The organism is Pseudooctadecabacter sp., from assembly GCF_020627745.1.
In the GTDB taxonomy this organism is placed as follows: domain Bacteria; phylum Pseudomonadota; class Alphaproteobacteria; order Rhodobacterales; family Rhodobacteraceae; genus Octadecabacter.
In genome coordinates this window covers 1-25,495 of record NZ_JAHDGE010000025.1, presented here as the reverse complement: position 1 = coordinate 25,495, position 25,495 = coordinate 1, and the positions used below count along the sequence as shown (strand labels likewise).

Sequence of the window (25,495 nt, the reverse complement as noted above, 5' to 3'; positions counted from 1 at the left end):
GTCAATGGGTTGGAGGATTTAAGTTCTGATGTCTTTGGCCCAAGGATACCGATTTGACGCAAGGGGGCAACTTAATCTGTCGCAGCTGTTTGCGGCAAAGCCTGAAGGGGGCTGCCCTGTCATGGCGCGCCGTACATCTGCTGGGTCGGGCGGCGTTTCACGACGACAAAATTGTCCCCATATTCCGGGTCCCGCCTCATCATCTTCATGAAGACAAACCGGGCTGACGTCGCCCTTGTGTCCGCCTATGTCGCATGTATGCCGACCCGTCTGCACCAGTGTGCATAGGGTCTGAAAAACACACCAGCGAGAGGCCGCCATGACCCGCACCGTTATCGAATCCAAAACCAAGACCGCAGTGATGGGCTTTGACGAACCGTTCTGCGTTATCGGGGAGCGGATCAATCCCACCGGGCGCAAAATCCTGAACGAAGAGTTGGAACGTGGTGATTTCAGCCGGGTTGAGGCGGACGCCATTGCCCAGACCATGGCGGGTGCCACGGTGCTGGACATCAACTCCGGTGCGGTGTTCTCCAACAAGATGGCCGAGGACCCACGCTATGCGGACAACAACTTTGTCGAACCCGCATTGATGAAAGAACTGGTCGAACGTGTGCAGGCGGTCTGCGACACGCCGCTGTGCATCGACAGCTCCGTTCCCGGTGCATTGGAAAACGGGTTGGCCGCCGCCGAGGGACGTCCGCTTCTGAATTCCGTGACAGGTGAGGAAGAACGGCTGGAACTGGTGTTGCCGCTGGTCAAGAAATACAACGTGCCTGTTGTGGCGATTTCCAACGACGACACGGGCATTTCCGAGGACCCGGAGGTGCGCTTTGCCGTGGCCAAGAAGATCGTCGAGAGGGCTGCGGATTTCGGCATTCCGGCCCATGATATCGTGGTGGACCCGCTGGTTATGCCGATCGGGGCAATGGGCACCGCCGGTTTGCAGGTCTTCACTTTGGTGCGCCGCCTGCGTGAGGAACTGGGCGTGAACACCACTTGCGGCGCGTCCAACATCTCATTCGGTTTGCCCAACCGCCACGGCATCAACAACGCGTTTTTGCCCATGGCCATGGGGGCGGGCATGACGTCTGCCATCATGAACCCCGTGGCGCTGCCCGTGGGGCCAAAGAAGATCGCCGAGAAACGCGCAGAGATTGAGGCCGCAGGTATTATCTTGCCGGACGGCATGGACGACGAGGCTTTCGTTCAGATGTTCGGCATGGGATCAACCAAACCGCGTGCGGGCAAAGAGATGGAAGCCATCCGTGCCGCCAATTTCCTGACCAACAACGATGACGGTGGCGGCAAGTGGATCGAATTCAACCGCGAGGCGCCCAAAGCAGGCCAGGAAGGCCGCGGTCGGGCGGGGCGGACAGGCGGGCGCCGTCGCCGGACGGGGTGATCATATTTGACAGGGATCGGATCGGCTTCGCCGATCCGATCCGTTGTTTGGACGTGGCCGGTATAAGACACAAAACCTTTGGCGCGTGACGCATCGGTTGATTTCAGGTATTTTTGAACCAGAGAAACGAAGGCCGCACGCCATCGCTGACGGTGTTTATTGATCGGACCGGTCGAGAGATTTTCTGTAGTATACCCGCTGAAACGCGCCATCGGTTTGTCGGTGCGTTTCTTCGTATCCCAGATGTGGATAGAGTGACTGGTTCGCTGTCATTGCGACGTTCGTGTACAGCGTCACCGAGGCTTTGCCGGCAGCGCGCGCTGCGTTTTCGCACAAATCAATCAGGGCTTTGCCGATCCCTGCGCCAGCAAAAGCCGGGTCGACGGCGACGTTTTCCAGCATCATCGTGTCCTGCTGTCCGAAGAAGACGATGAAGCCGGTCACACGGCCATCACCCTCGGCCACGTGGACACTGCCATCCGCGATCTGACCTTCGAAATCTGCGACCATGGGGGCGGGTTCGCGTCCGATTGCGGCGATATATTGTGTGTAGGCCGCCCGCGCGATGTGGCGGATGACGGGGGCGTCGGCGGGGGTTGCCGGACGCAGCTGCATCAATAGCCGCGCCAGATCCAGCCGCCGCCAAAGATGCGGCTGCTGTCGCCGTCGTAGAACACGCAGGCCTGACCGGGGGATACGCCTTCTTCGGGGGTCAGAAGGTCGACTTCGGCGGTGGTGGGGGACAGGGGGCGAACCACGGCCTCAACCGGGGGTTTGGTGGAACGCACTTTGACCGACAGGTGACGTTCGGGCACCGCATCGAAGGCATCATCCCCCAGCCAGTTGATTTCACGCACAGGCACGGTGCGGGTCGTGAGCATGTCTTTGGGGCCAACGATCACCTGCCGTTTGTCCACATCCAGTTTCACCACATAAAGAGGGTCGGCAAGCCCGCCGATGCCAAGGCCGCGGCGCTGGCCGATGGTGTAGTGAATGACGCCCTTGTGCTGGGCCAGGACAGTGCCTTCCACATCGACGATGTCACCCGGCTCTGCCGCACCGGGACGCAGCTTTTCGATGACCTGCGCGTAATTGCCGTTGGGCACAAAACAAATGTCCTGACTGTCGGGTTTATCGGCCAGCGACAGCCCGTATTTGCGCGCGAGGTCCCGGGTCTGCTCTTTGGAGGCATGGTGACCCAGCGGGAAGCGCAAGTAATCCAGCTGTTCTGGCGTGGTGGAGAACAGGAAATAGCTTTGGTCCTTGGTCGGATCGGCGGCGGAGTGAAGTTCCGCGCCATGATCGCCCATCATGCGTTGGATGTAATGCCCCGTGGCCATGCAATCGGCGTCGAGGTCCTTCGCCGTTTCCAGCAGGTCCTTGAACTTCACCCGTTCATTGCAGCGGATGCAGGGCACAGGCGTCGCACCGGCCAGATAGCTGTCCGCAAATTCATCCATCACGGCTTCTTTGAAGGTATTTTCATAATCGAGGACGTAATGCGGAAAGCCCATGTCCTCGGCCACGCGGCGGGCGTCATGGATGTCGCGCCCGGCGCAACACGCGCCCTTTTTGGCGAGCGCTGCCCCGTGATCGTAAAGCTGCAATGTCACGCCGACCACGTCATACCCCTGATCGGCCAGCAGTGCCGCCACGACCGAGCTGTCGACGCCACCCGACATGGCCACAACCACACGGGTTTCGGACGGAGGCTTGGCAAAGCCAAGGGAATTCAGGCTCGGATCGAGGGGCATGGGCTGACCTTTCGGGATATCGGTCGGAATATATGAAAAATGTAATCACTCTCAAGGGGCGGCTTTACGTGTTCTTAGGGGGATTTGGTCACAAGGGCCTTAGAAATCAGCCGAAGGGTTCAGAAGATGTACTTGAAAAAGATTGACGGGCCACGGTCGGTCAAGCTGCCAGATGGAACGGTGATGACACGCGCTGACCTGCCGCCGGCCGACACCAGACGCTGGGTCGCGTCGCGAAAAGCCTGCGTTGTCAGGGCTGTAGCCTACGGGTTGCTGGTCCGGGACGAGGCGAAATCCATGTACGGCTTGTCCGAGGATGAACTGTCGGAATGGGAGGCCGCGGTGCGTAATCATGGCGAGATCGCTTTGAAGGCCACCACTGTCCAGAAATATAGACAACTTTAAGAAGAGTTGTAAACTTTACGGTTTCCGGTAACGTGTGGTTAACCATTCTTACTTTATGGTCGTGGCAGACATAGATTGAGCGGAGAAGCGTAATGCGCGTATTGCTGGTAGAAGACGATCCCTCCACGGCCAAAAGCATCGAACTGATGCTAAGCCATGCGAATTTGAATGTGTACACGACCGATCTTGGGGAGGAGGGGATCGATCTTGCGAAACTGTATGATTACGATCTGATCCTTCTGGACATCAACCTGCCGGATATGAACGGCCATGAGGTGCTGCGCCAACTGCGATTGAGCCGGATCGACACGCCTATTCTGATTTTGTCCGGTGAGGACGGCACTGAAAGCAAGCTCAAAGGCTTCGGGTTCGGGGCAGACGATTACATGACCAAACCCTTTCATCGCGAAGAACTGGTGGCGCGGATACATGCCATCATCCGGCGGTCGAAAGGCCATGCGCAATCCATCATCCGGACGGGTGCGATTGCCGTGAACCTGGATGCCAAAACGGTTGAGGTGGATGGCGTGCCGGTGCATCTGACCGGCAAGGAATACCAGATGCTGGAACTGTTGAGCCTGCGAAAGGGCACGACCCTGACCAAAGAGATGTTTCTGAACCATCTGTATGGCGGCATGGATGAACCCGAACTCAAGATCATTGACGTGTTTATTTGCAAGCTGCGCAAAAAACTGAGCGAGGCCGCAAATGGTGAGAACCATATCGAAACGGTATGGGGGCGTGGCTATGTCCTGCGCGATCCCGAACCAGCCGGCATGATGGACGATGAAAAGCTGGCTGTCGGGGCCTAGGATCCATCGGGTCGCGCGGTCGGACAAAGTGCTGCCGCGCGACTGACCTGCACTGGACCTGACAGGGTCTCAGACCTATCACTGTCCCATAGATCGGATTTGGTGGGATAGGGGCCTCAGGTGAGTGACACATCAGACGTGACAGGGCTGTCTCGGACGGAAGCAGAACACGAACTTAAGCGGTTGGCTGACACTTTGAACGCCGCCAACGTTCAGTATCACGGAGAGGACGCTCCGACCCTGACGGATGGCGAGTATGATCGCCTTAAGCGTCGCAACCTCGAGATCGAGGCCCTGTTTCCCGACCTGAAACGTGCGGATAGCCCCAGCGATGTGGTCGGGGCCGCACCGTCGGACGGATTTGGAAAAATCACCCATACGGTTCGGATGCTGTCCTTGGGCAATGCCTTTGATGATGAGGACGTGCACGAATTCGACCGGTCCATTCACAAGTTTCTGGGTTTGTCGCCGGGGTCTGTCCAATATACGGCTGAGCCGAAGATCGACGGGCTGTCATTGTCGCTGCGCTACGAAAACGGCACTTTGCAATATGCGGCCACCCGGGGGGACGGCGCGACCGGGGAAAATGTGACAGAGAACGCCCGCACCATCGCGGATATCCCCCAGACTTTGCCCGACGCCCCCGATGTGATCGAGGTGCGGGGGGAAGTCTACATGTCCCACGACGATTTCGATGCGCTTAATGCTGCACAGGACAGCGCGGGTGCAAAGCCTTTCGCCAACCCGCGCAATGCGGCGGCAGGTTCGTTGCGCCAGCTTGATCCCTCCGTCACCAAATCCCGCCCGCTTCGGTTTTTTGCCTATGCGTGGGGTGATTTGTCGGCCGCGTTGTCGACGACACAATCGGGGGCGATTGCGCGGTTGGCGGAGTTGGGGTTCCAAACGAACCCGCTGACCCGGGTATGCGCCGATCCCGAAGACATGATAGATCATTACCGCCACATCGAAGCACGCCGGGCAACGCTGGGGTATGACATTGATGGCGTGGTCTATAAGGTGGACGACCTGAATTTACAGGCACGGCTGGGCTTTCGATCGACCACGCCCCGATGGGCCATTGCCCATAAATTCCCCGCCGAACTGGCCTGGACCCGGCTGGAAGAGATTGACATTCAGGTGGGTCGCACCGGCGCGCTCAGCCCGGTGGCACGCCTTCAACCGGTCACAGTGGGCGGGGTCGTCGTGTCGAATGCGACCCTGCACAATGAAGATTACATTGCGGGTCGCGGAAGCGACGGCGCGGACATCAGGGACGGCAAGGACATTCGCGTCGGCGACTGGGTTCAGGTCTATCGCGCAGGGGACGTGATCCCCAAGGTGGCCGACGTTGATCTGTCCAAACGGCCCCACACCTCTGCTCCATTCGAGATGCCGGCCACATGCCCGCGCTGCGGTTCGCCCGCCGTTCGCGAGGAGGGGGATGCCGTGCGCCGGTGCACCGGCGGATTGATCTGCCCTGCTCAGGCGGTTGAGAAACTCAAACATTTCGTCTCGCGCGCGGCCTTCGATATTGAGGGGCTGGGGGCCAAACAGGTTGAGGCATTTTATGATGACAGCCAACTGCCTGTGAAAGAACCCGCTGACATTTTCACGTTGCGCGCCCGCGATGATGCCGCGCTTGCCAAGTTGGCAAATCGGGATGGCTGGGGTGCGACAAGCGTCAACAACCTTTGGCAGGCCATTGATGAAAAAAGAGAAATCGGTCTGGGGCGTTTGATTTTCGCTTTGGGCATCCGCCACGTGGGCGAAGTGACGGCACAGGATCTGGCCCGCCATTTCGGATCGTGGAACGATCTGGCCGGAACGGTGTCCGAGGCGCGTGCGGCGGCTTTGGCCTACCGAGCCGCCGATGAGGCGGAGGAACGTGAACGCGCGGCTGCCGTTTCGGAAGGGCGGCGTGCGCGCGTGGGCGAGGCCCGCAAGGCGGCACTTTTGGCGGCCGCGGTGCCAGCGCAGGCCGCGCGCGCATGGCAGCACCTGATCGACGCGGACGGCATCGGCGCCACGGTGGCCCTGTCGCTGTCCGATGCCTTGTCCAACCCGGACGAAAGCGGTGCGATCAATCGGCTGATTGACCAGTTGGCGCGGATCGTGCCGCCCGAGGCCCGCGATACCTCAAGCCCTGTGGCGGGAAAGACGGTGGTCTTCTCCGGCACCCTTGAAAAGATGACCCGCGCCGAGGCCAAGGCCCGCGCCGAGGCGCTGGGGGCCAAGGTCAGCGGATCGGTCAGCAGCAAAACCGATCTTCTGGTCGCTGGCCCCGGTGCCGGGTCCAAGGCCACGAAGGCCGCCGATCTGGGCATCGAGACCCTTGATGAAGACGGCTGGCTGTCGCTGATTGGCGACGCATGAGCGCGCAGACCGGCAGACCTGAGGTTCTTTGGCCGCTGTTTGGCACGCTTGAGGCCCTTGACGGGATCGGCCCGAAATCGGCGGAGGCTTTGGCCAATGCACAGATCGAGAAACCCCGTGACCTATTGTTTACCTTGCCAAATTCGGGGGTCGACCGCAGCCGACGTGCGTCGATCCTTGAGGTGCAGGCCCCTGCTGTCTGCACGGTTGAGGTCACGGTCGGGGCACATAATGCACCCAGCCAGCGGGGGCGTCCCTACCGGGTGATGGTTGAAGATGCGCAAACCACCTTTCAGTTGGTTTTTTTCCGCAGCCACGGTGACTATCTGCGCAAACAGCTGCCGACAGGACAGCGCCGCGTCGTGTCTGGCAAGGTCGAAATGTTCGACAGCATTGCCCAGATGGTCCATCCCGATCACATCTTGACCCCTGACGAAGCCGAACAGATTCCGCCATACGAACCGGTCTATCCCCTGACCGGATCATTGACCCAAAAGGCGATGTTCAGGGCGACCAGGGACCTGTTGGCGATGGTGCCCGAACTGCCGGAATGGATCGACCCTGCATTGCACCAGAAAGAGGGCTGGCCCGCGTGGAATGAGGCGCTGCACCAAGCGCATCGGCCGATGTCTTCGGCGCAGGTTGCGCCTACGTCGCCCGCGCGCCACAGGCTCGCCTATGATGAGGTTCTGGCCCATCAGTTGACCCTTGCGCTGGCGCGCGCGCAACTCCGGCGCAGCCGCGGTCGCGTGACCCGTGGAGACGGGACGCGCCAAAGGAAGGTTCTGGCGGCGCTGGAATTTTCTCCCACGGGCGCGCAAACCCGCGCAGTGGCCGAAATTGCAGAGGATATGGCGCAGCCGCACCGCATGAACCGCCTGCTGCAGGGGGACGTGGGGTCGGGCAAGACCTTTGTGGCGCTGATGGCGCTGCTGGCGGCGGTTGAGGCGGGCGGGCAGGGCGTCATGATGGCCCCCACCGAAATTCTGGCCCGCCAGCATCTGGACGGGCTGCGTCCCTTGGCAGATCAGGCGGGTGTCGTCCTTGACCTGTTGACCGGTCGGGACAAAGGGGCCGCGCGGCGCAGCAAACTGGAGGCTTTGGCGGCGGGCAATATCCAGATCCTTGTCGGGACCCATGCCGTGTTCCAGAAAGACGTGGTGTTTCGCGACCTGCGGCTGGCGATCATTGACGAACAGCACCGGTTTGGCGTTGCGCAGCGCATGGAACTGGGCGCCAAGGGTGAGGCGGTCGATGTGTTGGTGATGACAGCGACCCCCATCCCCCGGTCGCTTGCGCTGGCGCAATACGGCGATATGGATGTGTCTGTACTGGACGAAAAACCGCCCGGCCGGACCCCTGTGACCACTGCGCTGGTGGCCACGGCGAAAATGGATCAGGTGATCGAACGGTTGCGGGCGGCCGTGGCCGAAGGACGTCAGTGCTATTGGGTCTGTCCGTTGGTGGAAGAATCCGAGGTCAGCGACATGACCGCCGCCGAAGAACGGTACAAACGTCTGCGTGCGGCCTTGGGCGAAGGCGTGGTGGGGCTGGTTCACGGCCAGATGCCGCCGGCAGACAAGGACGCGGCGATGGCGCGTTTCGTGTCGGGGGACACCAAGGTCCTTGTGGCGACAACGGTGATTGAAGTGGGGGTGAACGTGCCCAATGCCTCCATCATGGTGATTGAAAGGGCTGAAAGTTTCGGTCTGGCACAGTTGCACCAATTGCGCGGGCGTGTGGGCCGCGGGGCCGCGCAGTCGACCTGCCTTCTGCTGTATCAGGCGCCTTTGTCCGAAAACGGGCGTCAGCGGCTCGAGATTATGCGTGAAACCGAAGACGGATTTCGCATTTCCGAAGAGGACCTCGCCATGCGCGGGGCGGGTGATGTGATTGGTACGGCGCAATCGGGACTGCCCCGCTTCCGCATTGCCGATCTGGAACGGCAGGCGGCATTGATGGCTGTGGCGCAGACAGACGCGCGCAAGTTGCTGCACGACGATCCGACGTTGGAAAGTGACAGGGGCCGCGCGGCCCGCGTGCTTTTGTGGTTGATGGAACAGGACAAGGCGATCCGTTTGATTTCAGTAGGTTAGGGTCAAATGGAACATTTTGTTCACTTTTGTTCTCAAAAAGTTCTTGCATTAACCAATCGTAAATGAGAACAAAGGTGCAACAAAGAGAACACGAGCAAGAGGAACATCAAAATGGCACGAGAGATCAAAGAGGTTGTTGTCCGGTCTTCTGACACACTTATCGCAGATGCTCTGGGTGTGGTCAGCTTGATGGTCATGTTGTTCGGTGCGTTGTCTTTGCCCAGTTTCTTTTAACTGCCTGCGCGTTTCGTGCGGTACATCCAGATCTTCTGTCCCAAACCTTCGATCTGTTAACGTCCGACACTGCCTGTCTCGACCTGAATAGGGATCCTGCCTTTCCCGAATTCGTACCGGTCCCAACACGAAACGCATATCTGCCGCCGCTTTCCCTGTCCCGGAAAGCGGCGGTTTTTTCTTTTGGCGGGGGCGGGTCAGGCGGTTTTGGTGTCGCGGGCGTCGGTCATAGCCTCAAGCGTGGCATCAAAGGCCAGCATGATCGACGCATGGCGATTTTTGTAATCTGCGGCGGGGCCAAGAACCTCAAGACCGTCGAACGGGGCATCGGGGGCCGGACCAGCGGATTTCAGCATCGCATGAAGCTGGTCGCGGCCCCGCTGCACCTCGTCCTGTGTCCGGCCGATGATGTTGTGGCCCACCACAGAGGCGGCGGCCTGACCCAGTGCGCAGGCCTTTACATCCTGCGCGAAGGCCACGACGCGCCCGTCTTCGACCTGCACATCCACCGTCACGGTTGACCCACACAGCGGCGAGCGGCGTTTGGCCGTGGCATCCGCGTCCGCCAGCCGGGTGCGATGGGGGATATCGGCTGCCAGCCCCAGAATACGGGTGGAGTACAATTTGATCAGATCGGCGTCAGCGGTCATATCGTTGCCTTTGCTGTGTCTGACCTCTAGATAGGCGTTTCGATCCCGAGTGCCAAAGGAAAAGCTGTCATGGGTTTTGATCCGTCCACTTTGAAGTTTGATTCCAACGGGTTGATCCCCTGTATCGCCCAAGCTGAAGACACGGGCGAGGTGTTGATGATGGCATGGATGAATGCGGATGCCGTCACCATGACCCTTGAGACAGGGCGGGTGACCTATTGGTCGCGGTCGCGACAGGCGTTCTGGATCAAGGGCGAAACATCGGGACATGTCCAGAAGCTTGTCGATCTGCGAATTGATTGTGACCGCGACTGCCTGCTGGCCGTGGTTCGCCAAACCGGTGCGGCCTGTCATACCAACAGACGGGTGTGTTTCTATACCTCTGTAATCAGTGGGGATGAAACCGAACTGATGGCGCCCATGACATCGTGAGGGAGCCTCCGGCGGGAGTTTTTCCGGCCAGGTGAAGACGGGGTCACAGCCCGACCATCGCACGGATGTCTGCGGGGCTGGCGCCGTCTTCGCGGTACTTGGCGATGGCACGTGCATCGTCGCGTTTTGCAAGACGCTTGCCGGTGTCGTCGCGGATCAGCCGGTGGTGGTGGTATATGGGGGTTGGCAGGCCAAGCAGATGTTGCAGGACAACGTGGATCTTTGTGGCCTCCTGCAGGTCACGCCCGCGCACCACATGGGTGATGTTCTGGGCCGCATCATCGAGGACCACCGAGAGGTGATAGGACGTGCCCATATCGCGCCGCGCCAGAACAATGTCGCCAATGGTCTCGCGCACATCCTGCGCGCAGAACGTGATGGTCCGGGGGGCACCGCCGCCGGTTTCTTCGAAGGCAAACGTGGTCGTCGACAGACGGTCCAGACAGCGATCCATATGCAGACGCAGCGCCATATTGTCGGGAAGGGGGGCGTTTGGCGCGGGCCCGTCGGGCCGGCAGGTTCCGGGGTAGATCACCCCGTCGGGACCCATCAGGTGCAGCCCGCCTTCCTGCGGGGCCGCGACCGCGGCCATGATGTCGCGGCGGGTGCAGGTGCAGGCATAGGCCAGACCTTCGGACCACAGCCGCGACAGGGCATGTTGGTAGACCGCCTGCCTGTCGGACTGGCGCATCACAGGTGTCGGCCAGTCAAGGCCCAACCAGGTCAGGTCGTCGAATATCTGGGATTCCCATTTCGGGCGTGCGCGGGAGAGGTCGATATCTTCGATGCGCAAGACAAACGTGCCGCCGTCTGCCTGCGCCAGATCATGGGCCATAAGAGCCGAATAGGCGTGACCAAGATGAAGCGGCCCCGTCGGGGACGGCGCAAAGCGTGTGATCATGTCTTCTGCAGGATGATTACGTCCGATCCGGTGACTTTTTCGCTCAGATGCGGGCCGTGTTCGCGAAACAGCTGTGTCGCCACGCCCGACGCAAGACTGTCGTCCAACGCCCTGATATAGTTTGCATCCTGCAACGTGGGATCGTTGTAACTGAAGGCCAGGAGCCCGCCGGATGCGAGACTGTCCAGCAGTTGCGACAACATCTCTGGCGGGGCGGCGCCAAGGGAGACGACGCCGGTGGCGACAATGATGTCATAATCGCCCGCCTGAACGGGGATTTGCCCGATCTGCCCCAGCCATGTCTGGCGGTAAAGGGGCGCGGCCCCATAGGTCTTTGCGCGGGCTTGCGCCAGCATTTGCGGCGAAATGTCGGTGCCGTCGACGGTTGTAAATCCCGCCTTGCGCAGGGCGAGGCCGGACAGCCCCGTGCCGCAGCCGAAATCGAGAACCGGGGTCGAAAGATCGGGGGATTGCGCCATAAGGGCCTGCGCCACACGGTCGGGCGTGGCATAGGCCAGTGCGGTTACATCCTCCTCATAGGTGGCGGCCCAGTCGGCGTAGATTTTCTGCGTTTCTTCGGGCGAACGCGGGGTCCACAGGCTATTGTCGTTGGTTTTATCTGTCATGACCCAAGCCTAATCGGCAGGCTCAGGCGGCGTCCAGTGCCGATTGGCCCAACCACGCCTGCCAGTCTGCCTTGGCGCGGTCGGTATAGGCCTTATAGCGATCCTTACGGCCGCGCCTGCCGGCCTTCAGCCCTTCGACCGGAGGGAACAGACCGAAGTTGACGTTCATCGGCTGAAAGGTCTTTGCCTCCGCCCCGCCGGTGATGTGGGTGACCAAGGCCCCCGTGGCCGTGGTGTGGGGCACGGCGTCCAGCGTGCGACCCTGCATATCGGCCGCGGCCAGCCGACCGGCCAAAAGGCCCATCGCGGCACTTTCAACATAGCCTTCGACGCCGGTGATCTGGCCCGCAAAGCGAATGTTCGGCCGCGATTTCAGGCGCATCTGGCCATCCAGCAATGTGGGCGAGTTCAGGAAGGTGTTGCGATGAATGCCGCCCAAACGGGCGAACGACGCATCCTGCAATCCGGGAATGCGTTTGAAAACATCCGTTTGCGCGCCGTACTTCATTTTGGTCTGGAAGCCCACGATATTGTAAAGTGTGCCAAGGGCATTGTCGCGCCGGAGTTGGACCACGGCCCAGGGTTTGACATCGGGTTGATGCGGATTGGTCAGGCCCACCGGTTTCATCGGCCCGTGGCGAAGCGTTTCGCGACCCCGTTCGGCCATGACCTCAATGGGAAGGCAGCCGTCAAAATACCCCGCCGTTTCACCCTCTTTGAATTCGGTCTTGTCTGCCTCAAGCAGCGCGGTGATGAAACCGTCGTAGTCTTCGCGGGTCATGGGGCAGTTGATGTAGGCCGTGCGTTCGTCCTCGGTGTCGCCCTTGTCATAGCGGGACTGCCGCCATGCTTTGGTCATGTCGATGCTATCCGCATAGACAATGGGTGCGATGGCATCGAAAAAGGCGAGGGCCTCGGACCCCGTTTCAGCAGCGATGGCCTGTGCCAGTTTGCCGGACGTCAGGGGGCCTGTGGCGATAATCCACTGGCCGTCATCCGGCAGCGCGTCGATTTCTTCATAAGACACGGTGATGTTGGGGTGGGCTGTCAGTCGGGCTGTCACAGCCTCGGCAAAGGGGTCACGATCAACGGCGAGAGCACCACCGGCCGGCAATTTATGCTGGTCCGCCGTGGTCATGATAATCCCGCCCGCGGCGCGCATTTCCCAATGCAAAAGACCGACGGCATTTTGTTCATCATCGTCGGACCGGAAGGAATTGGAACACACCATTTCCGCCAGATGCCCCGTGCGATGTGCGAATGTTTCGACCTTGGGGCGCATTTCGTGAATGACCACGTTGATGCCCTGACTGGCGGCCTGCCATGCGGCCTCTGATCCGGCCATTCCGCCGCCGACGATGTGTAATCTGTTGTCCATGGCCCACCAGATAAGGGCTGTGGCGTGGCAAGGAAAGGGCCGTTTTGTCGCTGACCCAGTACCGGTGACCGATCCGGCACCTGCGTGACCCGCCGCGTATGTGCGAAACGAAAGAACCCGGCCCATGGGGGGCCGGGTTCAGCATTAGTACAGGTCAGTTTTCTTTAGAAGCCAAAGGCCGCCAGTTCACCCAATGTGCCCAAAGCGCGGGTTTGTGCCGTCTGGGCGCGGTCGATCAAAAGCGACTCACGACCGGTTTCAAAGGTCAGAGACAGGCCCAACAGATCAATGTCCTCGCCGCCGATATCTGCCTGACCAACGGACAGGTCGACCCAAAGGCTGTCGGACACCTCATAGCCACCGCTGGCCTGAAGGATGTCGATCTCACCGTCAAAGTTCACATAACCACCGCCGGCGCGGAAACCGTTGCCAAAGTCGTAGTTGCCGTTCACCGCAAAAATATCATTCCCGTCAGCTGTGGAATAGACCGCGGCCAGTTCGGTATCGCCCATATCATAATCAGCGCCAAGCGTCGTGACCGTATCGTTTCCGTCATCGGCAAAGGCCAACGCAACCTCAAGGGCGGACGACACCTGATAGCTGCCGTAAAGGGTCGTCAAAGTGTCCGCGCCATCGAAATCTGCTTCTTCGAAGTTCAGACCGACGGTGTACAGCCCGGTGCTGTATTCACCACCGATGTTGTAGAATGTCACATCGTCGAAGCCGATATCGAGGTAGTCAGCACCTGCATAGGCCACGATGCTGGGGGTGATTTCGTATCCCACGCGAAACGACAGGCGTGTCAGTTCGGATTCGTCATCAAGATCTATATAGCCAACGCTGCCGTTGAAAATAAAACCGCTGTTGGAATAGTCGATGCTGGCGCCGATACCAAACAGATCAATATCACCGAAATCCGTAGACAGGTTGGTATAGCTGCCACCGTAGGAGAGGTAATTTACCTCTTGTGCGGATGCCATAGAACCGGCGGCAATAAGGGGAAGAGCGATGGAGAATAATTTGGAAGTCAAAACATAGTTCCTTTTTCAAACGGTAAGCACTGGTCTTGATAACCGGGTATCCGCAGACAGGCGGTCGCGCAACACGTCCCGACCTGTATGCCTTGATTTAGTGCCATAATGACATGAATGTGACACATTTGGTGCCTCGGGGCCGACATTCGGCCGGTCCCATCCGTCAAAGTCAGCCCGCGCCGGTGCGGGCGCGCGCTGTCGGTATCATCCGCCTGACATCATTCCTCGGCGGGGGTGTCTTCTTCGTCACCCTGATCGGCAATCCATGCGACGCTGACGACCTCTTCCCCCTTGCCGGTGTTGAAGACCCGCACGCCACCCGCAGACCGCGACCGGAAGGAAATGCCATCGACGGGAACGCGAATGGATTGACCTTTCGAGGTGGCGAGCATGATCTGGTCATCCATCTCAACGGGGAAGGAGGCCACGATTTCACCGCCGCGCATGGCCTTGTCCATGGCCGTGACACCCATGCCGCCGCGCCCGCGCACGGGGTAGTCGTGACTGCTGCTTAGTTTGCCGGACCCGCCCGCTGTGATCGTCAGGATAAGATTTTCCGCCGCCGACATTTCTGCATAGCGCTCGGGGGAGATATCGCCTGCGGGGGCTTCTTCGTCCTCCACCTCCGCATCATCAGCCAGACCCGCCATGGCGCGGCGCATCTTGAGGTAGGCCGTGCGTTCATCGGCCTCGGCATTGAAGTGGCGGATCACCGACATGGAGACGATGGTGTCGTCGCCCGTCAGCTTGATGCCACGGACACCCTGCGACGCACGGGAATTGAAGACGCGCACGTCTGTTGTCGGGAAGCGGATGGCGCGGCCGGAATTCGTGACAAGCATGATATCATCGTCATCAGAGCAGATGCGGGCGTTGATCAGCGTTGTGTCTTCGCCCTCTTCGAACTTCATCGCGATCTTGCCGTTGCGCATGACGTTGGTGAAATCGGACAAGCGGTTGCGCCGCACCGTGCCCGCCGAGGTGGCGAACATGATTTGCAGGTCATTCCAGTCTTTTTCGTCGCGGTCCACCGGCATGATGGCCGCAATCGACACACCTGTGGGGATCGGCAGGATGTTGACGATGGCCTTGCCCTTGGACGTGCGGCTGCCTTGGGGCAGGCGCCATGTTTTCAACTTGTAGACCATGCCGTCGGTCGTGAAGAACAACAGCTGCGTATGGGTGTTGGCCACAAAGAGCGTTGTGACAACATCGTCTTCCTTCAGGCTGCCGCCCGAAATGCCTTTGCCGCCGCGCTTTTGCGCGCGGAAATCAGCCAGCGCCGTGCGTTTGATGTAGCCGCCTTGGGTCACGGTCACGACCATGTCTTCGCGCTCAATCAGGTCTTCGTCTTCCATATCGCCGGACCAGTCGACGATCTCCGTGCGGCGCGGCACAGCAAAGAGGTCTTTGCACTCCTGCAATTCATCGCGGATGATCTGCATGATCCGTTCGCGCGACGCGAGGATGGCGAGGTATTCCTTGATCTTGCCGGCGAGCTCTTCCAGCTCATCGGTCACCTCTTTGACGCCCAGCTGCGTCAGACGTTGCAGGCGCAGTTCCAGAATGGCGCGGGCCTGAACTTCGCTGAGGTTATAGGTGCCGTCTTCGTTGGCCGTGTGGGTCGGATCGTCAATCAGCTTGATGAACGGCAGGATTTCCTCAGCAGGCCAGGCGCGGGTCATCAGCGCCTCACGGGCGGCGGGCGCGTCGGCGGAGGCGCGGATGGTGGCCACGACCTCATCCACATTGCTGACAGCCACGGCCAGACCACAGAGCACATGGGCACGGTCACGGGCCTTGCGCAATTCAAAGGCCGTGCGGCGGATGACAACGTCTTCGCGGAAATCAATGAAGGATGTCAGAAACTTACGAAGCGTAAGTGTCTCAGGGCGGCCACCATTCAAGGCCAGCATGTTGCAGCCGAAAGACGTCTGCATCGGCGTAAAGCGGAACAGCTGGTTCAACACGACCTCAGCCGTGGCATCGCGTTTGAGTTCAACGACAACACGCACACCATTGCGGTCAGACTCGTCCTGAACGTGGGCGATGCCTTCGATCTTTTTGTCGCGCGCCGCCTCAGCGATGCGTTCAACCATGGTGGATTTGTTCACCTGATAAGGGATTTCCTCAATGATGATCGCCCAGCGGTCCTTGCGGATTTCCTCAACCTTGGTCTTGGCGCGGGTGATGACGCTGCCGCGTCCTTCAAGGTAGGCTTTGCGCGCACCGGAGCGGCCCAGCATGATCCCGCCAGTGGGGAAGTCGGGGCCGGGGACATATTCGATCAGGTCTTCTGAGCTGAGGTCCGGGTCTTCGATCAGCGCCAGCGTGGCATCGACCACTTCGCCCAAGTTGTGGGGCGGAATGTTGGTCGCCATACCGACGGCAATACCGCCCGCGCCATTGACGAGCATGTTTGGGAAACGGGCCGGCAGGACAGTGGGTTCACGGTCTTTGCCGTCGTAGTTATCTTGAAAATCGACGGTGTCTTTGTCGATATCGGCCAGCAGATACGCTGCCGGTTTGTCCATGCGGACTTCGGTGTAGCGCATGGCGGCTGGATTATCGCCGTCCATGGAGCCGAAGTTGCCCTGACCATCCAGAAGCGGCAGCGACATGGAGAAATCCTGCGCCATCCGCGCCAGGGCATCATAAATCGCGCTGTCGCCGTGGGGGTGGTATTTACCCATCACATCACCCACCGGACGGGCGGATTTGCGGTAAGGTTTGTCGTGCGTGTTTCCGACCTCGTGCATCGCATAGAGAATGCGCCGGTGCACCGGTTTCAGACCATCGCGCAGGTCCGGGATCGCACGACTGACGATGACCGACATGGCATAGTCGAGGTAGGAGGTTTTCATCTCCGCAGTGATGGAAATGGACGGACCGTCGTGCGGGACGCGTTCGGGGGGCATTTCGCCTGTGTCGTCAGGGGTTTGCGTGTCGTCGCTCATGTGATGCCTTAACTGTCCGGTGCGCGCGGGGGTGGTGACTCGCCCCGCTGCTATATTTTGTTGTCACAATACTAGCAGAGGCAAGGGATGGGGTGCAACGGAAGGTTTGGGCATCGAACAGGCTGCGCCTGTCCGATCCGCGCCGCTGCGCGGCGGTTGAGGGGCTTTGCCCCCGGCCTGCGGCCTCCCCCAGAGTTTTTAGATCAGAAGAACGGGGGACCTTTAAGCCGAGCGTTGCAGCATTCCGTAGAGGTCGCGGGGATCGTCAGGATCGGCCAGCATGTCGAGGTCATCGTACATGTCGGTGTCCTTGATCAGGTCCAGAACCGTGCGCAGGGCGGAGAAATCCTCAATGGCGAAGCCCACGCTGTCAAAGAGAGTGATCTGTTTGTCCGAGGTGCGCCCCGCCGTGCGGCCTGCGAAGACATCATGTAATTCGGTCACGGGGTGATCGTCAGGCAGGGCCTGAATTTCGCCTTCGACGCGGGTTTGGGGCGGGAATTCCACAAAGATATCAGAGCGGTGCAGGATGTCTTTGTGCAGTTCTGTCTTACCGGGACAATCGCCGCCGATGGCGTTGATGTGCACGCCCGACCCGACCATGTTGTCGGTCAGGATGGTCGCATATTGTTTGTCGGCGGTGCAGGTCGTGATGATCTGTGCGCCCTCGATCGCCTCTTGCCCGGTGGTGCAGGGTATGACGTTCAGGCCGCTGTCTGCAAGGTTGCGGGCGCATTTGGCGGTGGCGGCGGGGTCGATGTCGTAAAGGCGGACCGTTTCGATGCCGCAGATGGCCTTGAAGGCGCGGCACTGGAATTCGGATTGCGCGCCGTTGCCGATCATCGCCATGGTGGTCGCACCTTTGGGCGCCAGATGTTTGGCGGCCAGCGCCGACATGGCCGCCGTGCGCAGGGCGGTCAGCAGGGTCATTTCACTGAGCAACACAGGATAGCCCGATTGTACGTCGGCCAGCAGGCCGAAAGCGGTCACGGTTTGCAGACCCTCTGCCGTGTTCTTGGGGTGGCCGTTCACGTATTTGAATCCGTACATGTCCCCGTCAGAGGTCGGCATCAGTTCGATGACGCCTACGTCGGAGTGCGAAGCCACACGCGGGGTTTTGTCAAAAGCGTCCCAGCGCAGAAAATCCGCCTCGATGGTGTTCGCAATTCGGGTGATCATCTGTTCCAGCCCAGTGTGATGGACGAGGCGCATCATGTTGTCGACGGACACGAACGGCACGAGGGCTTTGTCGGAGGGGGTGAGCATAACGAAATCCTTCAGGCAAACGAACGGGTGGGGCGGTCGAAGACACGGCGGCCCATGAGCGAGGCGGTGAGGTCCACCATAAGCGAGGCGGTGCGCCCGCGCTCGTCCATAAACGGGTTGAGTTCCACCAGATCGAGGGAGGTCACGCGGTCGCTGTCGCACAGCATTTCCATGACCAGATGCGCCTCGCGCAGGGTGGCGCCGCCGGGGACGGTGGTGCCAACGGCGGGGGCGATGTCGGGGTCGAGAAAATCGACATCGAGAGAGACGTGCAGAAGGCCGTCCGCGGCTTCTACTTTGGCGAGGAATTCGGCCAGCGGGGCGCGGATGCCGCCTTCGTCGATGGCGCGCATGTCGGCCAGTGACATATTTGTGTCGGCAAGGGCTGCGTGTTCGGCGGGATCTACGGAGCGCAGGCCGATCATGCAGATATTTTCTGTAGGGACCGGATTGGTGACGGTCGGGAAGGCATCAAATCCCTCACGGCCCGTGAAATAGGCCACCGGCGTGCCGTGCAGATTGCCGCTGCTGGTGGTGGTGGGGGTGTGAAAGTCACTATGGGCATCCAACCAAAGCACAAAGAGCGGGCGGTTTTGGGCCGCAGCGCGATCGGCGATGCCGGTGACAGTGCCCAACGCGAGCGAGTGATCGCCTCCCAGAAAGATCGGGACGGCTTGTGCGGGCAGGTCGCGCGCGGCACGATGGAGGGCCGATGTCCAGCCGACGGTCTGGGGCAGGGCGATCAGGTGGTTGTGCTCAGCGATGTCATTCGTGTCGGCCACCACATTGCCGGTGTCGGTCACCAGATGCCCCAGTGCGCTCAGCGTTTCAGCCAGCCCTGCGGTGCGGTAGGCGTCCGGCCCCATGATACACCCCTTGCGGTCCTTGCCGCTGTCCACAGGCGCACCGATGAGGTGAAGGGTTTTGGGGGTCATGGGAGGCTCCTGAACTGTTTGGTTGATGGTGACGTGGGTTGCAGTCCTTTCAAAGGGGACGCATTGTTCAAAGTGAACGTAAATTGATCAAAGTGAGCGACGGTGATGGACGAGTTGGATGGCAAGCTGGTGCAGGCCCTGCGGCGGGACGGGCGAGCGTCGGTGTCCGAACTGGCTGCGGACCTTGGTGTGACACGCGCGACCGTGAAGGCGCGCATGGACCGGTTGCGTGCCTCGGGCGAGATCGCGGGCTTTACGGTGCTGACGCGGTCGGACGTTGCCGATCATGCGGTGCGTGGATTGATGATGCTGGGCATCGAGGGGCGCGGGACGGAACGGGTCATGCGCGCGCTTGCGGGGATGATGGACGTTCAGGCGGTCCATTCCACCAATGGCACGTGGGATTTGATCGTTGAGCTTGGGACCGGCACGCTGGATGCGCTGGATGAATGTCTGTTCCGGATCCGGCGGCTTGATGGTGTCACCCGGTCGGAGACGAGCCTTTTGTTGTCGACACGGCGCGCGGGGCGGTGAACGCGGGATCGGACAGGCTGCGCCCGTCCGATCCGCCGGGGCGCTGCCCCGGACCCCGAGGTATTTGAGAACCCAAGACAGAGGGGCGGGCGCGCTGATCAATCCCGTTTGCGCGCCGCAGTAAGCCAGATGGCCACAAGCACCAGAGAGATTATGGCATTGTAGTTGGCCATGGAGAGGCCTGCGAGGGTCCACACAATGTCGGAACACATGACCACGGGGGCGATGTCGGTGCTGAGCAAGGCATCGCCGCTCAGGTTGCCAAGACCCGCGCCGCCCGAACAGCTGGTCGGACCGTCCCACCAGCCGCGTTCCACGCCGGTGTGAAAAAGTGCAATCCCGGCCGTGGTAAGTGCGGCGAGGGCACCGAGGACGGCGAGGGGGCGACGAAGCGCGGGCGTCGCGAGCGCCACAAGGCCGATGACAATGGCCGCTGCGTGGGGCCAGCGTTGCCACAGGCACATCTGACACGGGGCGTATCCCAGCGCCTGAAACACAAAAGCACCGGCCAGAAGGGCGAAGCTTCCGAGGGTGGCAAGGGTGATGGATTGAAGCTGTGTCATAGGTACCTGACCATAAGGAAGCCGCCCACCAGAACGATACAAAAGAGCGTGAACATCAGCCCGAGGCGCTTTTCGATGAAATCGCGGATTGGTTCACCAAATTTCCACAGCAGGGTCGCGATGATAAAGAACCGCAACGCGCGTGCGATGATGGATGTGACAAGGAATGTCCCCAATGGCATGGCCGTCCAGCCCGACATGATGGTGATGACCTTATACGGGAAAGGCGTAAGGCCTGCGATCAGCACTGCCCAGAAGCCGACCCCGTTAAAGCGGGCGTTGAAGTCTTCCATACTGTCGGATTTGCCGAGACTTTCCAGAATTGGCTGGCCGATGCCCTCGAAGGCGAACATGCCGATGGCGTACCCCAGAAGGCCGCCAAGGACGGATGCAACTGTCGCCACACCCGCGATGACGAAGGCCCGGCGCGGCGTTGCGATGATCATGGGGATCATGAGCAAATCCGGCGGGATCGGAAAGACGGAACTTTCGATAAAGGCCACAAGGGCCAGCGCCCACAGGGCCTTGGGATGATGGGCGAGGGACAAGGTCCAGTCGTAAAGGCGTCGGATCATGGAACTGCTCTGTTGTTTGCTTGGTTAGGCCAGAGACTGTGTGTAGGGTCAACCGCAACAATTCACGAAGGGGAGCTGGGCATGAGATGGCAAGGACGTCGGGGAAGCCGGAATATCGAGGACCGTCGCAGATCCGGCGGGGGACGCCGTGCGGCCGGAGGGATCGGCGGGATCGCCGGTGTGATCATCTTGTTGCTGGGCTGGTATTTCGGCGTTGATACGTCCCAGTTCGTGAATGTCGGCGGGGGCAGTCAGACCCAACAGACCGCCGAAGTGACCGAAGCCGATGAACGGGCCGCCCAGTTTGTGTCGGTGACGCTGGCCGACACGGAGGAGGTCTGGACCGATATTTTCCGTGAGCAGGTTGGTGAGCGGTACGAGCCACCGACGCTTGTCCTGTTCAAGGGGGCAACGCAGTCGCCCTGCGGCGGGGCCTCTGCGGCGTCAGGGCCGTTTTATTGTCCTGCGGATGAAAAGGCGTATCTCGATACGTCGTTCTTTGTGACCATGGAACAGCGGTTGGGGGCCGGCGGCGATTTTGCGGCGGCTTATGTGGTGGCCCATGAGGTCGCACATCACGTTCAGCAGGAGTTGGGCATTCTGGGTCAGGCGAACCGCATTCGCCAGCAGGTCAGCGAGCGTGAGAGCAATGCGATCTCCGTGCGCATCGAACTTCAGGCAGATTGTTTTTCGGGCATTTGGGCGCGTCTGGCGCAAGAGAAGTTCAATTCGCTTGAGCGTGGCGATATCGCAGAGGCCATGAATGCAGCCGAACAGATCGGGGACGACACACTGCAGCGCAACGCTGGCAGGACAGTCACCCCCCACACCTTTCAGCACGGCACGTCCGAACAACGCCAGCGCTGGTTTGCCCGCGGATATGAAAGCGGTCAGATCACCGATTGCGACACCTTTAGCACCGATCGTCTGTAAGGCGCATTTCGTGCGTTGACGACGGGCGGGGGCTTGGCTATTGCAGCCGCATGCCTCGATAGCCCATATGGCTGTCCCAGCGTGCCGGTGTGGCGGAATGGTAGACGCAGGGGATTCAAAATCCCCCGATGGTGACATCGTGCCGGTTCGAGTCCGGCCACCGGTACCACAGGGTACTTTCACAAAACACGCTGAGATTTTGACGAAACGAAGGCACTTCGATTCGTCTTTTTGCAATTTTCGTAAACAATTAGGCTAATTTTAGGGAATTGCTCTGGTTTACAGAACGTAAACTTAACCAACATGTCTAAATCAGGGCAGGCCCCGGGGGGGAATTTCTTGAACTATGTGTCACGACTGATGCAACTGCAGGGACGGGTTTATGAGTCTCATTTTTGACAAAGGTCGATAGAAGGTTCGACAGAGTCCCCTGAAAAAAAAGGGGATTCCAGAAAATTTTCTATATTTTCAGCCCTCATGGGAAATCGGCTTCACTTCAACCTTGGGTTGTATTTTGGTACGTAAAATCACTGCGCCGTGATCAATGTCGAAAATTTTTCCCTTTTTTGAGACCAATCCTCTCTGTATTCAAACCTTGCCCAACTGGGGGGCATTCCGGCTGACTGGGGAAGCCGGCCAAGATTTCGGTCTTGGTAGTTTTGAGTGGTGTCTGCGGGATCGGGTCAATCAACCCTTCCAAATTGCGGATGAAAGTTTGGTCGCTTCGGCGACAGGCGATTGTGTGTGTTTAAGGCTCAAACCCGGAACGCACATTTGCAAGATGATGGTCGGGCCTTGCCTGATCTGAAGGGTAGATAGGAATTGACGATGTCTGATTATACAATTGACTGGTCCAACACGAATATCGATGGAACCAACTCGGTGTCCGGTACGTCCGGCTCCGTCGGCTTTACGGTGGCAACGCCTGAAAATGTCGACCATGACCAATGGATGAAGGGCACTGTCGGCGGATATGACGGCCTGAAGGCATGGGATGTAAACGACCCGACGTCGGTCAAAGTCACCTTCGATCAGGATGTCGAGAACATCTCGTTCGAGATTTTCGACGTCGATTCCGACAATCACACATGGGACGATCGCGTGACCGTCATCGCCCGTGATGCCGATGGCAATATCGTCCCCGTTCAGTTCTCCAATCTCGCACACCACCACTACGTCAACGGCAACCAGCTGGACACGACAGGAAACGTCAATTCGGGCGTCGAAGGCTCGGGTGCGGCGGACAGTGTAACTGTCCACATCGCAGGACCCATCGCCAGCCTTGAGGTCATCTATGATAACGGGGCGGGTGCCGCCATGTCCGGGACCATCGGACTGAGCGACATTCACTTTGACGCCGTTGCCAACCTTGACGGATATGTGGACGGCACGGCTGGTTCGGACGTCATTGATGTCGCCTATACGGGCGACCCTGATGGCGACCGCGTGGACAATTCCGACGCCCTTTTGCCCGGCGAAGCCGCAGAAGATGATATCATTCTGGCAGGTGCGGGTGACGACACCGTGTCTGGCGGCAATGGCAACAACGAGATTTATGGCGGCTCCGGCAACGACATGATCTCCTCCGGGTTCAACGATGACGTCGTGTACGGCGGCACGGGCAACGACAAGATCGAGGCCAGCGCAGGTAACGACGTTGTCATCGGTGGCGAAGGTGAGGATGACATCTGGTCCGGGCGTGGGTCGGACACAGTGTCCGGCGGCCGGGGTCATGATGATATCAATGGCGGCTCCGAAGATGATTTGCTGGCCGGTGGCAAGGGCGATGACTTTATCGAAGCCGGCACTGGCAATGACACCGTGTTTGGCGGTGCCAACAACGACAGCATTCTGGGCGGCGAGGGCGATGACACGCTGATCGGCGGCAATGCATCCTTTGACGGCGTTCAGGGTTTCGATGATCTGTCTGCTGGCGAATTGATCGACGGCCAGTTTGTTGCAGATGGTCTGACCATCACGTCCGGCGATCCCAAGACACCAGTGATGGTGTTCGACACGGCCAATCCAACGGGTGGTGACACCGATCTTGCCACAAGCAATCTGGGCAAGGTACTGATCCTGTCCGAAGACCGTGACAGTTCCGATCCCGATGACAACGCCCGCGGTGGCGTCTTCAATCTTGAGTTTGATGGTCCGGCGTCTGTGACGTCCCTGACCTTGCTGGACGTCGATGGCGGTGCTTGGGTCAAATACTACGACATGAACGGCAACCTGCTGGGTCAGGTCGATGCGCGGACAGCCGACAACGGCCAGATCGTCATCGACAACGATTTTGACGGCGTGTTCCGGATGGAAGTGATCCTTGGCAATTCCGGTGCGATCGACAATATCGAATATTCCATCGACCGTGATGAGCAGGACGGGGCTGATGTGATTTTCGGCGGCGCAGGCGATGATTATATCGAAGGCAATGCAGGTGCCGACCGTCTGTCTGGCGGCGACGGCAATGACGATATCTTCGGCGGCACCGGAAACGACGTGATCGGCGGCGGCGCTGGCAACGATTATATCGAGGGCAACGAAGGCGACGACATGGTCGAGGCCGCCCACGGGAACGACACCATCTTTGGTGGCGCTGGCAACGACGACCTTTGGGCCAGCCACGACGACGACTACGTCGAAGGCGGCACCGGTGAAGACAAAGTCTACGGCGGGTCCGGCAACGACACCTTGTTCGGCGGCGCTGACAACGACGAAATCTACGGCGGATCCGACACCGACACGGTCTACGGCGACGACGGGGACGACGTCATCTACGGCGACAAGGTCTTCAAGGATGACACGGGCACCGGCGCGGCAGACACGCTGTTTGGCGGTGCGGGTCAGGACACCATCTACGGTGAAGTCGGCAACGACAGCATCAATGGCGGCGCTGACGACGATGAAATCTACGGCGGCGACGGCAACGACCGTATCTTCGGCAATGACGGGGATGACGTGGCCTTTGGCGGTGACGGCAACGACACCCTGGGCGGCGCGGACTTCGGCAACGACGAATATTACGGCGGCGCTGGCGACGATATGTTCGAAACGTCCTTCGGGGATGACACACTCTTTGGTGGTTCGGGCAATGACAACCTTTGGGCGTCCTCCGACAATGACACCGTTTTCGGTGGCACCGGTGACGATTCTGCCTTCGGCGGGTCCGGCAACGACATTGTTTACGGCGACGAAGGCAACGATACCGTCTCCGGCGGGTCCGGGTCCGACACCGTATTCGGTGGCAGCGGCGACGACCTGATCAATGGCGGCGGCAACTTCAAGGACGACACCGGTGCCGACGGACCCGACCAGTTGTTCGGTGGCGATGACGCGGACACGATCATTGCAGGCGCAGGCGACGTTGTAGACGGCGGTGCAGGCGGCAATGACCACGATACGCTTGACCTTACAGGTGAAGGCCCGTTCTTCCTTGCCGGTCCTGACGGGACAGGAGCCCCCGTGCCGGACAGCAACGGCAACGGCATCGACGGCACGGTTATCTTTGTAGATGAAAACGGTGTCCCGACTGGCGAAACCCTGTCCTTTACCGAAATCGAACGGGTCATCGGCGACGAGGTCAACCGCGGCCCCGATGCACAGAACGACACCGCCGAGGTGGACGAGGACGG

General features: G+C 59.9%; 22 protein-coding genes and 1 tRNA gene. 11 read left to right on the top strand and 12 right to left on the bottom strand.

The annotated features are described in order from the left end of the window. The first annotated feature begins 319 nt into the window (after window positions 1–319). Complete coding sequence (locus tag QZ653_RS10515) at window positions 320–1,405, top strand: methyltetrahydrofolate cobalamin methyltransferase (RefSeq protein WP_296420023.1); 1,086 nt, start codon at window positions 320–322, stop codon at window positions 1,403–1,405. A gap of 156 nt (window positions 1,406–1,561) precedes the next feature. Here QZ653_RS10515 and QZ653_RS10510 read toward each other — a convergent pair whose 3' ends face one another. Further along, the gene (locus QZ653_RS10510; RefSeq protein WP_296420041.1) at window positions 1,562–2,086 is read right to left on the bottom strand and encodes a GNAT family N-acetyltransferase; all 525 of its coding nucleotides are present in this window, start codon (window positions 2,084–2,086) and stop codon (window positions 1,562–1,564) included. Next, window positions 2,020–3,159 carry a tRNA 2-thiouridine(34) synthase MnmA gene (gene mnmA / locus QZ653_RS10505; protein ID WP_296420022.1) on the bottom strand — a complete coding sequence of 380 codons (1,140 nt, stop codon included), beginning with the start codon at window positions 3,157–3,159 and terminating at the stop codon, window positions 2,020–2,022. The genes QZ653_RS10510 and mnmA overlap by 67 nt, the downstream gene beginning before the upstream one ends. A gap of 126 nt (window positions 3,160–3,285) precedes the next feature. Here mnmA and QZ653_RS10500 point away from each other — a divergent pair, with 126 nt between their 5' ends. The 5 genes from QZ653_RS10500 to QZ653_RS10480 all read left to right on the top strand — a co-directional run bounded on the left by QZ653_RS10500 (window position 3,286) and on the right by QZ653_RS10480 (window position 9,079). Then, window positions 3,286–3,564 carry a DUF1153 domain-containing protein gene (locus QZ653_RS10500; RefSeq protein ID WP_296420021.1) on the top strand — a complete coding sequence of 93 codons (279 nt, stop codon included), beginning with the start codon at window positions 3,286–3,288 and terminating at the stop codon, window positions 3,562–3,564. A 92-nt stretch (window positions 3,565–3,656) separates the two neighbouring features. After that, entirely contained in the window at window positions 3,657–4,376 is a 720-nt protein-coding gene (ctrA, locus tag QZ653_RS10495; RefSeq protein ID WP_296420020.1) for a response regulator transcription factor CtrA, read from the top strand. Between the two features lie 120 nt (window positions 4,377–4,496). Next, window positions 4,497–6,749 carry an NAD-dependent DNA ligase LigA gene (gene ligA / locus QZ653_RS10490; protein WP_296420019.1) on the top strand — a complete coding sequence of 751 codons (2,253 nt, stop codon included), beginning with the start codon at window positions 4,497–4,499 and terminating at the stop codon, window positions 6,747–6,749. Continuing rightward, window positions 6,746–8,845: an ATP-dependent DNA helicase RecG gene (recG, locus tag QZ653_RS10485; RefSeq protein WP_296420018.1), complete on the top strand. Its 2,100-nt coding sequence runs from the start codon at window positions 6,746–6,748 to the stop codon at window positions 8,843–8,845. The genes ligA and recG overlap by 4 nt, the downstream gene beginning before the upstream one ends. A 111-nt stretch (window positions 8,846–8,956) precedes the next feature. Continuing rightward, a complete protein-coding gene (locus QZ653_RS10480; RefSeq protein WP_296420017.1) occupies window positions 8,957–9,079 on the top strand; it encodes a hypothetical protein in 123 nt (40 codons plus the stop codon). A 197-nt stretch (window positions 9,080–9,276) separates the two neighbouring features. Here the strand turns inward: QZ653_RS10480 and QZ653_RS10475 are convergent, their stop codons facing one another. Next, a complete protein-coding gene (locus tag QZ653_RS10475; protein WP_296420016.1) occupies window positions 9,277–9,729 on the bottom strand; it encodes an iron-sulfur cluster assembly scaffold protein in 453 nt (150 codons plus the stop codon). 69 nt (window positions 9,730–9,798) lie between these two features. Here QZ653_RS10475 and hisI point away from each other — a divergent pair, with 69 nt between their 5' ends. After that, complete coding sequence (gene hisI / locus QZ653_RS10470; RefSeq protein WP_296420015.1) at window positions 9,799–10,161, top strand: phosphoribosyl-AMP cyclohydrolase; 363 nt, start codon at window positions 9,799–9,801, stop codon at window positions 10,159–10,161. A gap of 43 nt (window positions 10,162–10,204) precedes the next feature. Here hisI and gluQRS read toward each other — a convergent pair whose 3' ends face one another. From gluQRS to rocF, 7 genes are all read right to left on the bottom strand, one after another. Further along, window positions 10,205–11,062, bottom strand: a complete 858-nt coding sequence (gluQRS, locus tag QZ653_RS10465; RefSeq protein WP_296420014.1) for a tRNA glutamyl-Q(34) synthetase GluQRS — start codon at window positions 11,060–11,062, stop codon at window positions 10,205–10,207. Further along, a complete protein-coding gene (locus QZ653_RS10460) occupies window positions 11,059–11,688 on the bottom strand; it encodes a class I SAM-dependent DNA methyltransferase (protein WP_296420013.1) in 630 nt (209 codons plus the stop codon). The genes gluQRS and QZ653_RS10460 overlap by 4 nt, the downstream gene beginning before the upstream one ends. 22 nt (window positions 11,689–11,710) lie before the next feature. After that, window positions 11,711–13,066, bottom strand: coding sequence for a methylenetetrahydrofolate--tRNA-(uracil(54)-C(5))-methyltransferase (FADH(2)-oxidizing) TrmFO (gene trmFO, locus QZ653_RS10455; RefSeq protein ID WP_296420012.1), 1,356 nt, complete (start codon window positions 13,064–13,066; stop codon window positions 11,711–11,713). Window positions 13,067–13,230: 164 nt separating this feature from the next. After that, window positions 13,231–14,097 carry a hypothetical protein gene (locus QZ653_RS10450; RefSeq protein WP_296420011.1) on the bottom strand — a complete coding sequence of 289 codons (867 nt, stop codon included), beginning with the start codon at window positions 14,095–14,097 and terminating at the stop codon, window positions 13,231–13,233. Window positions 14,098–14,318: 221 nt separating this feature from the next. Next, window positions 14,319–17,057, bottom strand: a complete 2,739-nt coding sequence (gene gyrA / locus QZ653_RS10445) for a DNA gyrase subunit A (RefSeq protein WP_296420010.1) — start codon at window positions 17,055–17,057, stop codon at window positions 14,319–14,321. A gap of 222 nt (window positions 17,058–17,279) precedes the next feature. After that, complete coding sequence (locus tag QZ653_RS10440; protein ID WP_296420009.1) at window positions 17,280–18,323, bottom strand: ornithine cyclodeaminase; 1,044 nt, start codon at window positions 18,321–18,323, stop codon at window positions 17,280–17,282. Window positions 18,324–18,334: 11 nt separating this feature from the next. Beyond that, a complete protein-coding gene (gene rocF / locus QZ653_RS10435) occupies window positions 18,335–19,258 on the bottom strand; it encodes an arginase (RefSeq protein ID WP_296420008.1) in 924 nt (307 codons plus the stop codon). Between the two features lie 105 nt (window positions 19,259–19,363). Here rocF and QZ653_RS10430 point away from each other — a divergent pair, with 105 nt between their 5' ends. Beyond that, entirely contained in the window at window positions 19,364–19,792 is a 429-nt protein-coding gene (locus QZ653_RS10430; RefSeq protein WP_296420007.1) for an Lrp/AsnC family transcriptional regulator, read from the top strand. A 98-nt stretch (window positions 19,793–19,890) separates the two neighbouring features. Here the strand turns inward: QZ653_RS10430 and QZ653_RS10425 are convergent, their stop codons facing one another. After that, entirely contained in the window at window positions 19,891–20,355 is a 465-nt protein-coding gene (locus QZ653_RS10425) for a disulfide bond formation protein B (RefSeq protein ID WP_296420006.1), read from the bottom strand. Continuing rightward, window positions 20,352–20,930: a YqaA family protein gene (locus QZ653_RS10420; RefSeq protein WP_296420005.1), complete on the bottom strand. Its 579-nt coding sequence runs from the start codon at window positions 20,928–20,930 to the stop codon at window positions 20,352–20,354. Before QZ653_RS10420 ends, QZ653_RS10425 begins: the two co-directional genes overlap by 4 nt. An 81-nt stretch (window positions 20,931–21,011) precedes the next feature. Here QZ653_RS10420 and QZ653_RS10415 point away from each other — a divergent pair, with 81 nt between their 5' ends. The 3 genes from QZ653_RS10415 to QZ653_RS10405 form a co-directional block, all read left to right on the top strand. Continuing rightward, window positions 21,012–21,863, top strand: a complete 852-nt coding sequence (locus tag QZ653_RS10415) for a neutral zinc metallopeptidase (RefSeq protein WP_296420004.1) — start codon at window positions 21,012–21,014, stop codon at window positions 21,861–21,863. Between the two features lie 83 nt (window positions 21,864–21,946). Beyond that, window positions 21,947–22,032, top strand: a tRNA-Leu gene (locus QZ653_RS10410). 659 nt (window positions 22,033–22,691) lie between these two features. Next, on the top strand, window positions 22,692–25,495 hold a 2,804-nt coding region (locus tag QZ653_RS10405), incomplete at its 3' end, for a calcium-binding protein (protein ID WP_296420003.1).

Coding starts and splice junctions, on each gene's coding strand:
- QZ653_RS10425 (WP_296420006.1), bottom strand. CDS start 20,355: ATGACACAGCTTCAATCCATCACCCTTGCCACCCTCGGAAGCTTCGCC.
- QZ653_RS10420 (WP_296420005.1), bottom strand. CDS start 20,930: ATGATCCGACGCCTTTACGACTGGACCTTGTCCCTCGCCCATCATCCC.
- QZ653_RS10480 (WP_296420017.1), top strand. CDS start 8,957: ATGGCACGAGAGATCAAAGAGGTTGTTGTCCGGTCTTCTGACACACTT.
- QZ653_RS10430 (WP_296420007.1), top strand. CDS start 19,364: ATGGACGAGTTGGATGGCAAGCTGGTGCAGGCCCTGCGGCGGGACGGG.
- QZ653_RS10475 (WP_296420016.1), bottom strand. CDS start 9,729: ATGACCGCTGACGCCGATCTGATCAAATTGTACTCCACCCGTATTCTG.
- QZ653_RS10515 (WP_296420023.1), top strand. CDS start 320: ATGACCCGCACCGTTATCGAATCCAAAACCAAGACCGCAGTGATGGGC.
- mnmA (WP_296420022.1), bottom strand. CDS start 3,159: ATGCCCCTCGATCCGAGCCTGAATTCCCTTGGCTTTGCCAAGCCTCCG.
- QZ653_RS10500 (WP_296420021.1), top strand. CDS start 3,286: ATGTACTTGAAAAAGATTGACGGGCCACGGTCGGTCAAGCTGCCAGAT.
- recG (WP_296420018.1), top strand. CDS start 6,746: ATGAGCGCGCAGACCGGCAGACCTGAGGTTCTTTGGCCGCTGTTTGGC.
- ctrA (WP_296420020.1), top strand. CDS start 3,657: ATGCGCGTATTGCTGGTAGAAGACGATCCCTCCACGGCCAAAAGCATC.
- gluQRS (WP_296420014.1), bottom strand. CDS start 11,062: ATGATCACACGCTTTGCGCCGTCCCCGACGGGGCCGCTTCATCTTGGT.
- QZ653_RS10460 (WP_296420013.1), bottom strand. CDS start 11,688: ATGACAGATAAAACCAACGACAATAGCCTGTGGACCCCGCGTTCGCCC.
- gyrA (WP_296420010.1), bottom strand. CDS start 17,057: ATGAGCGACGACACGCAAACCCCTGACGACACAGGCGAAATGCCCCCC.
- rocF (WP_296420008.1), bottom strand. CDS start 19,258: ATGACCCCCAAAACCCTTCACCTCATCGGTGCGCCTGTGGACAGCGGC.
- QZ653_RS10415 (WP_296420004.1), top strand. CDS start 21,012: ATGAGATGGCAAGGACGTCGGGGAAGCCGGAATATCGAGGACCGTCGC.
- hisI (WP_296420015.1), top strand. CDS start 9,799: ATGGGTTTTGATCCGTCCACTTTGAAGTTTGATTCCAACGGGTTGATC.
- trmFO (WP_296420012.1), bottom strand. CDS start 13,066: ATGGACAACAGATTACACATCGTCGGCGGCGGAATGGCCGGATCAGAG.
- QZ653_RS10440 (WP_296420009.1), bottom strand. CDS start 18,323: ATGCTCACCCCCTCCGACAAAGCCCTCGTGCCGTTCGTGTCCGTCGAC.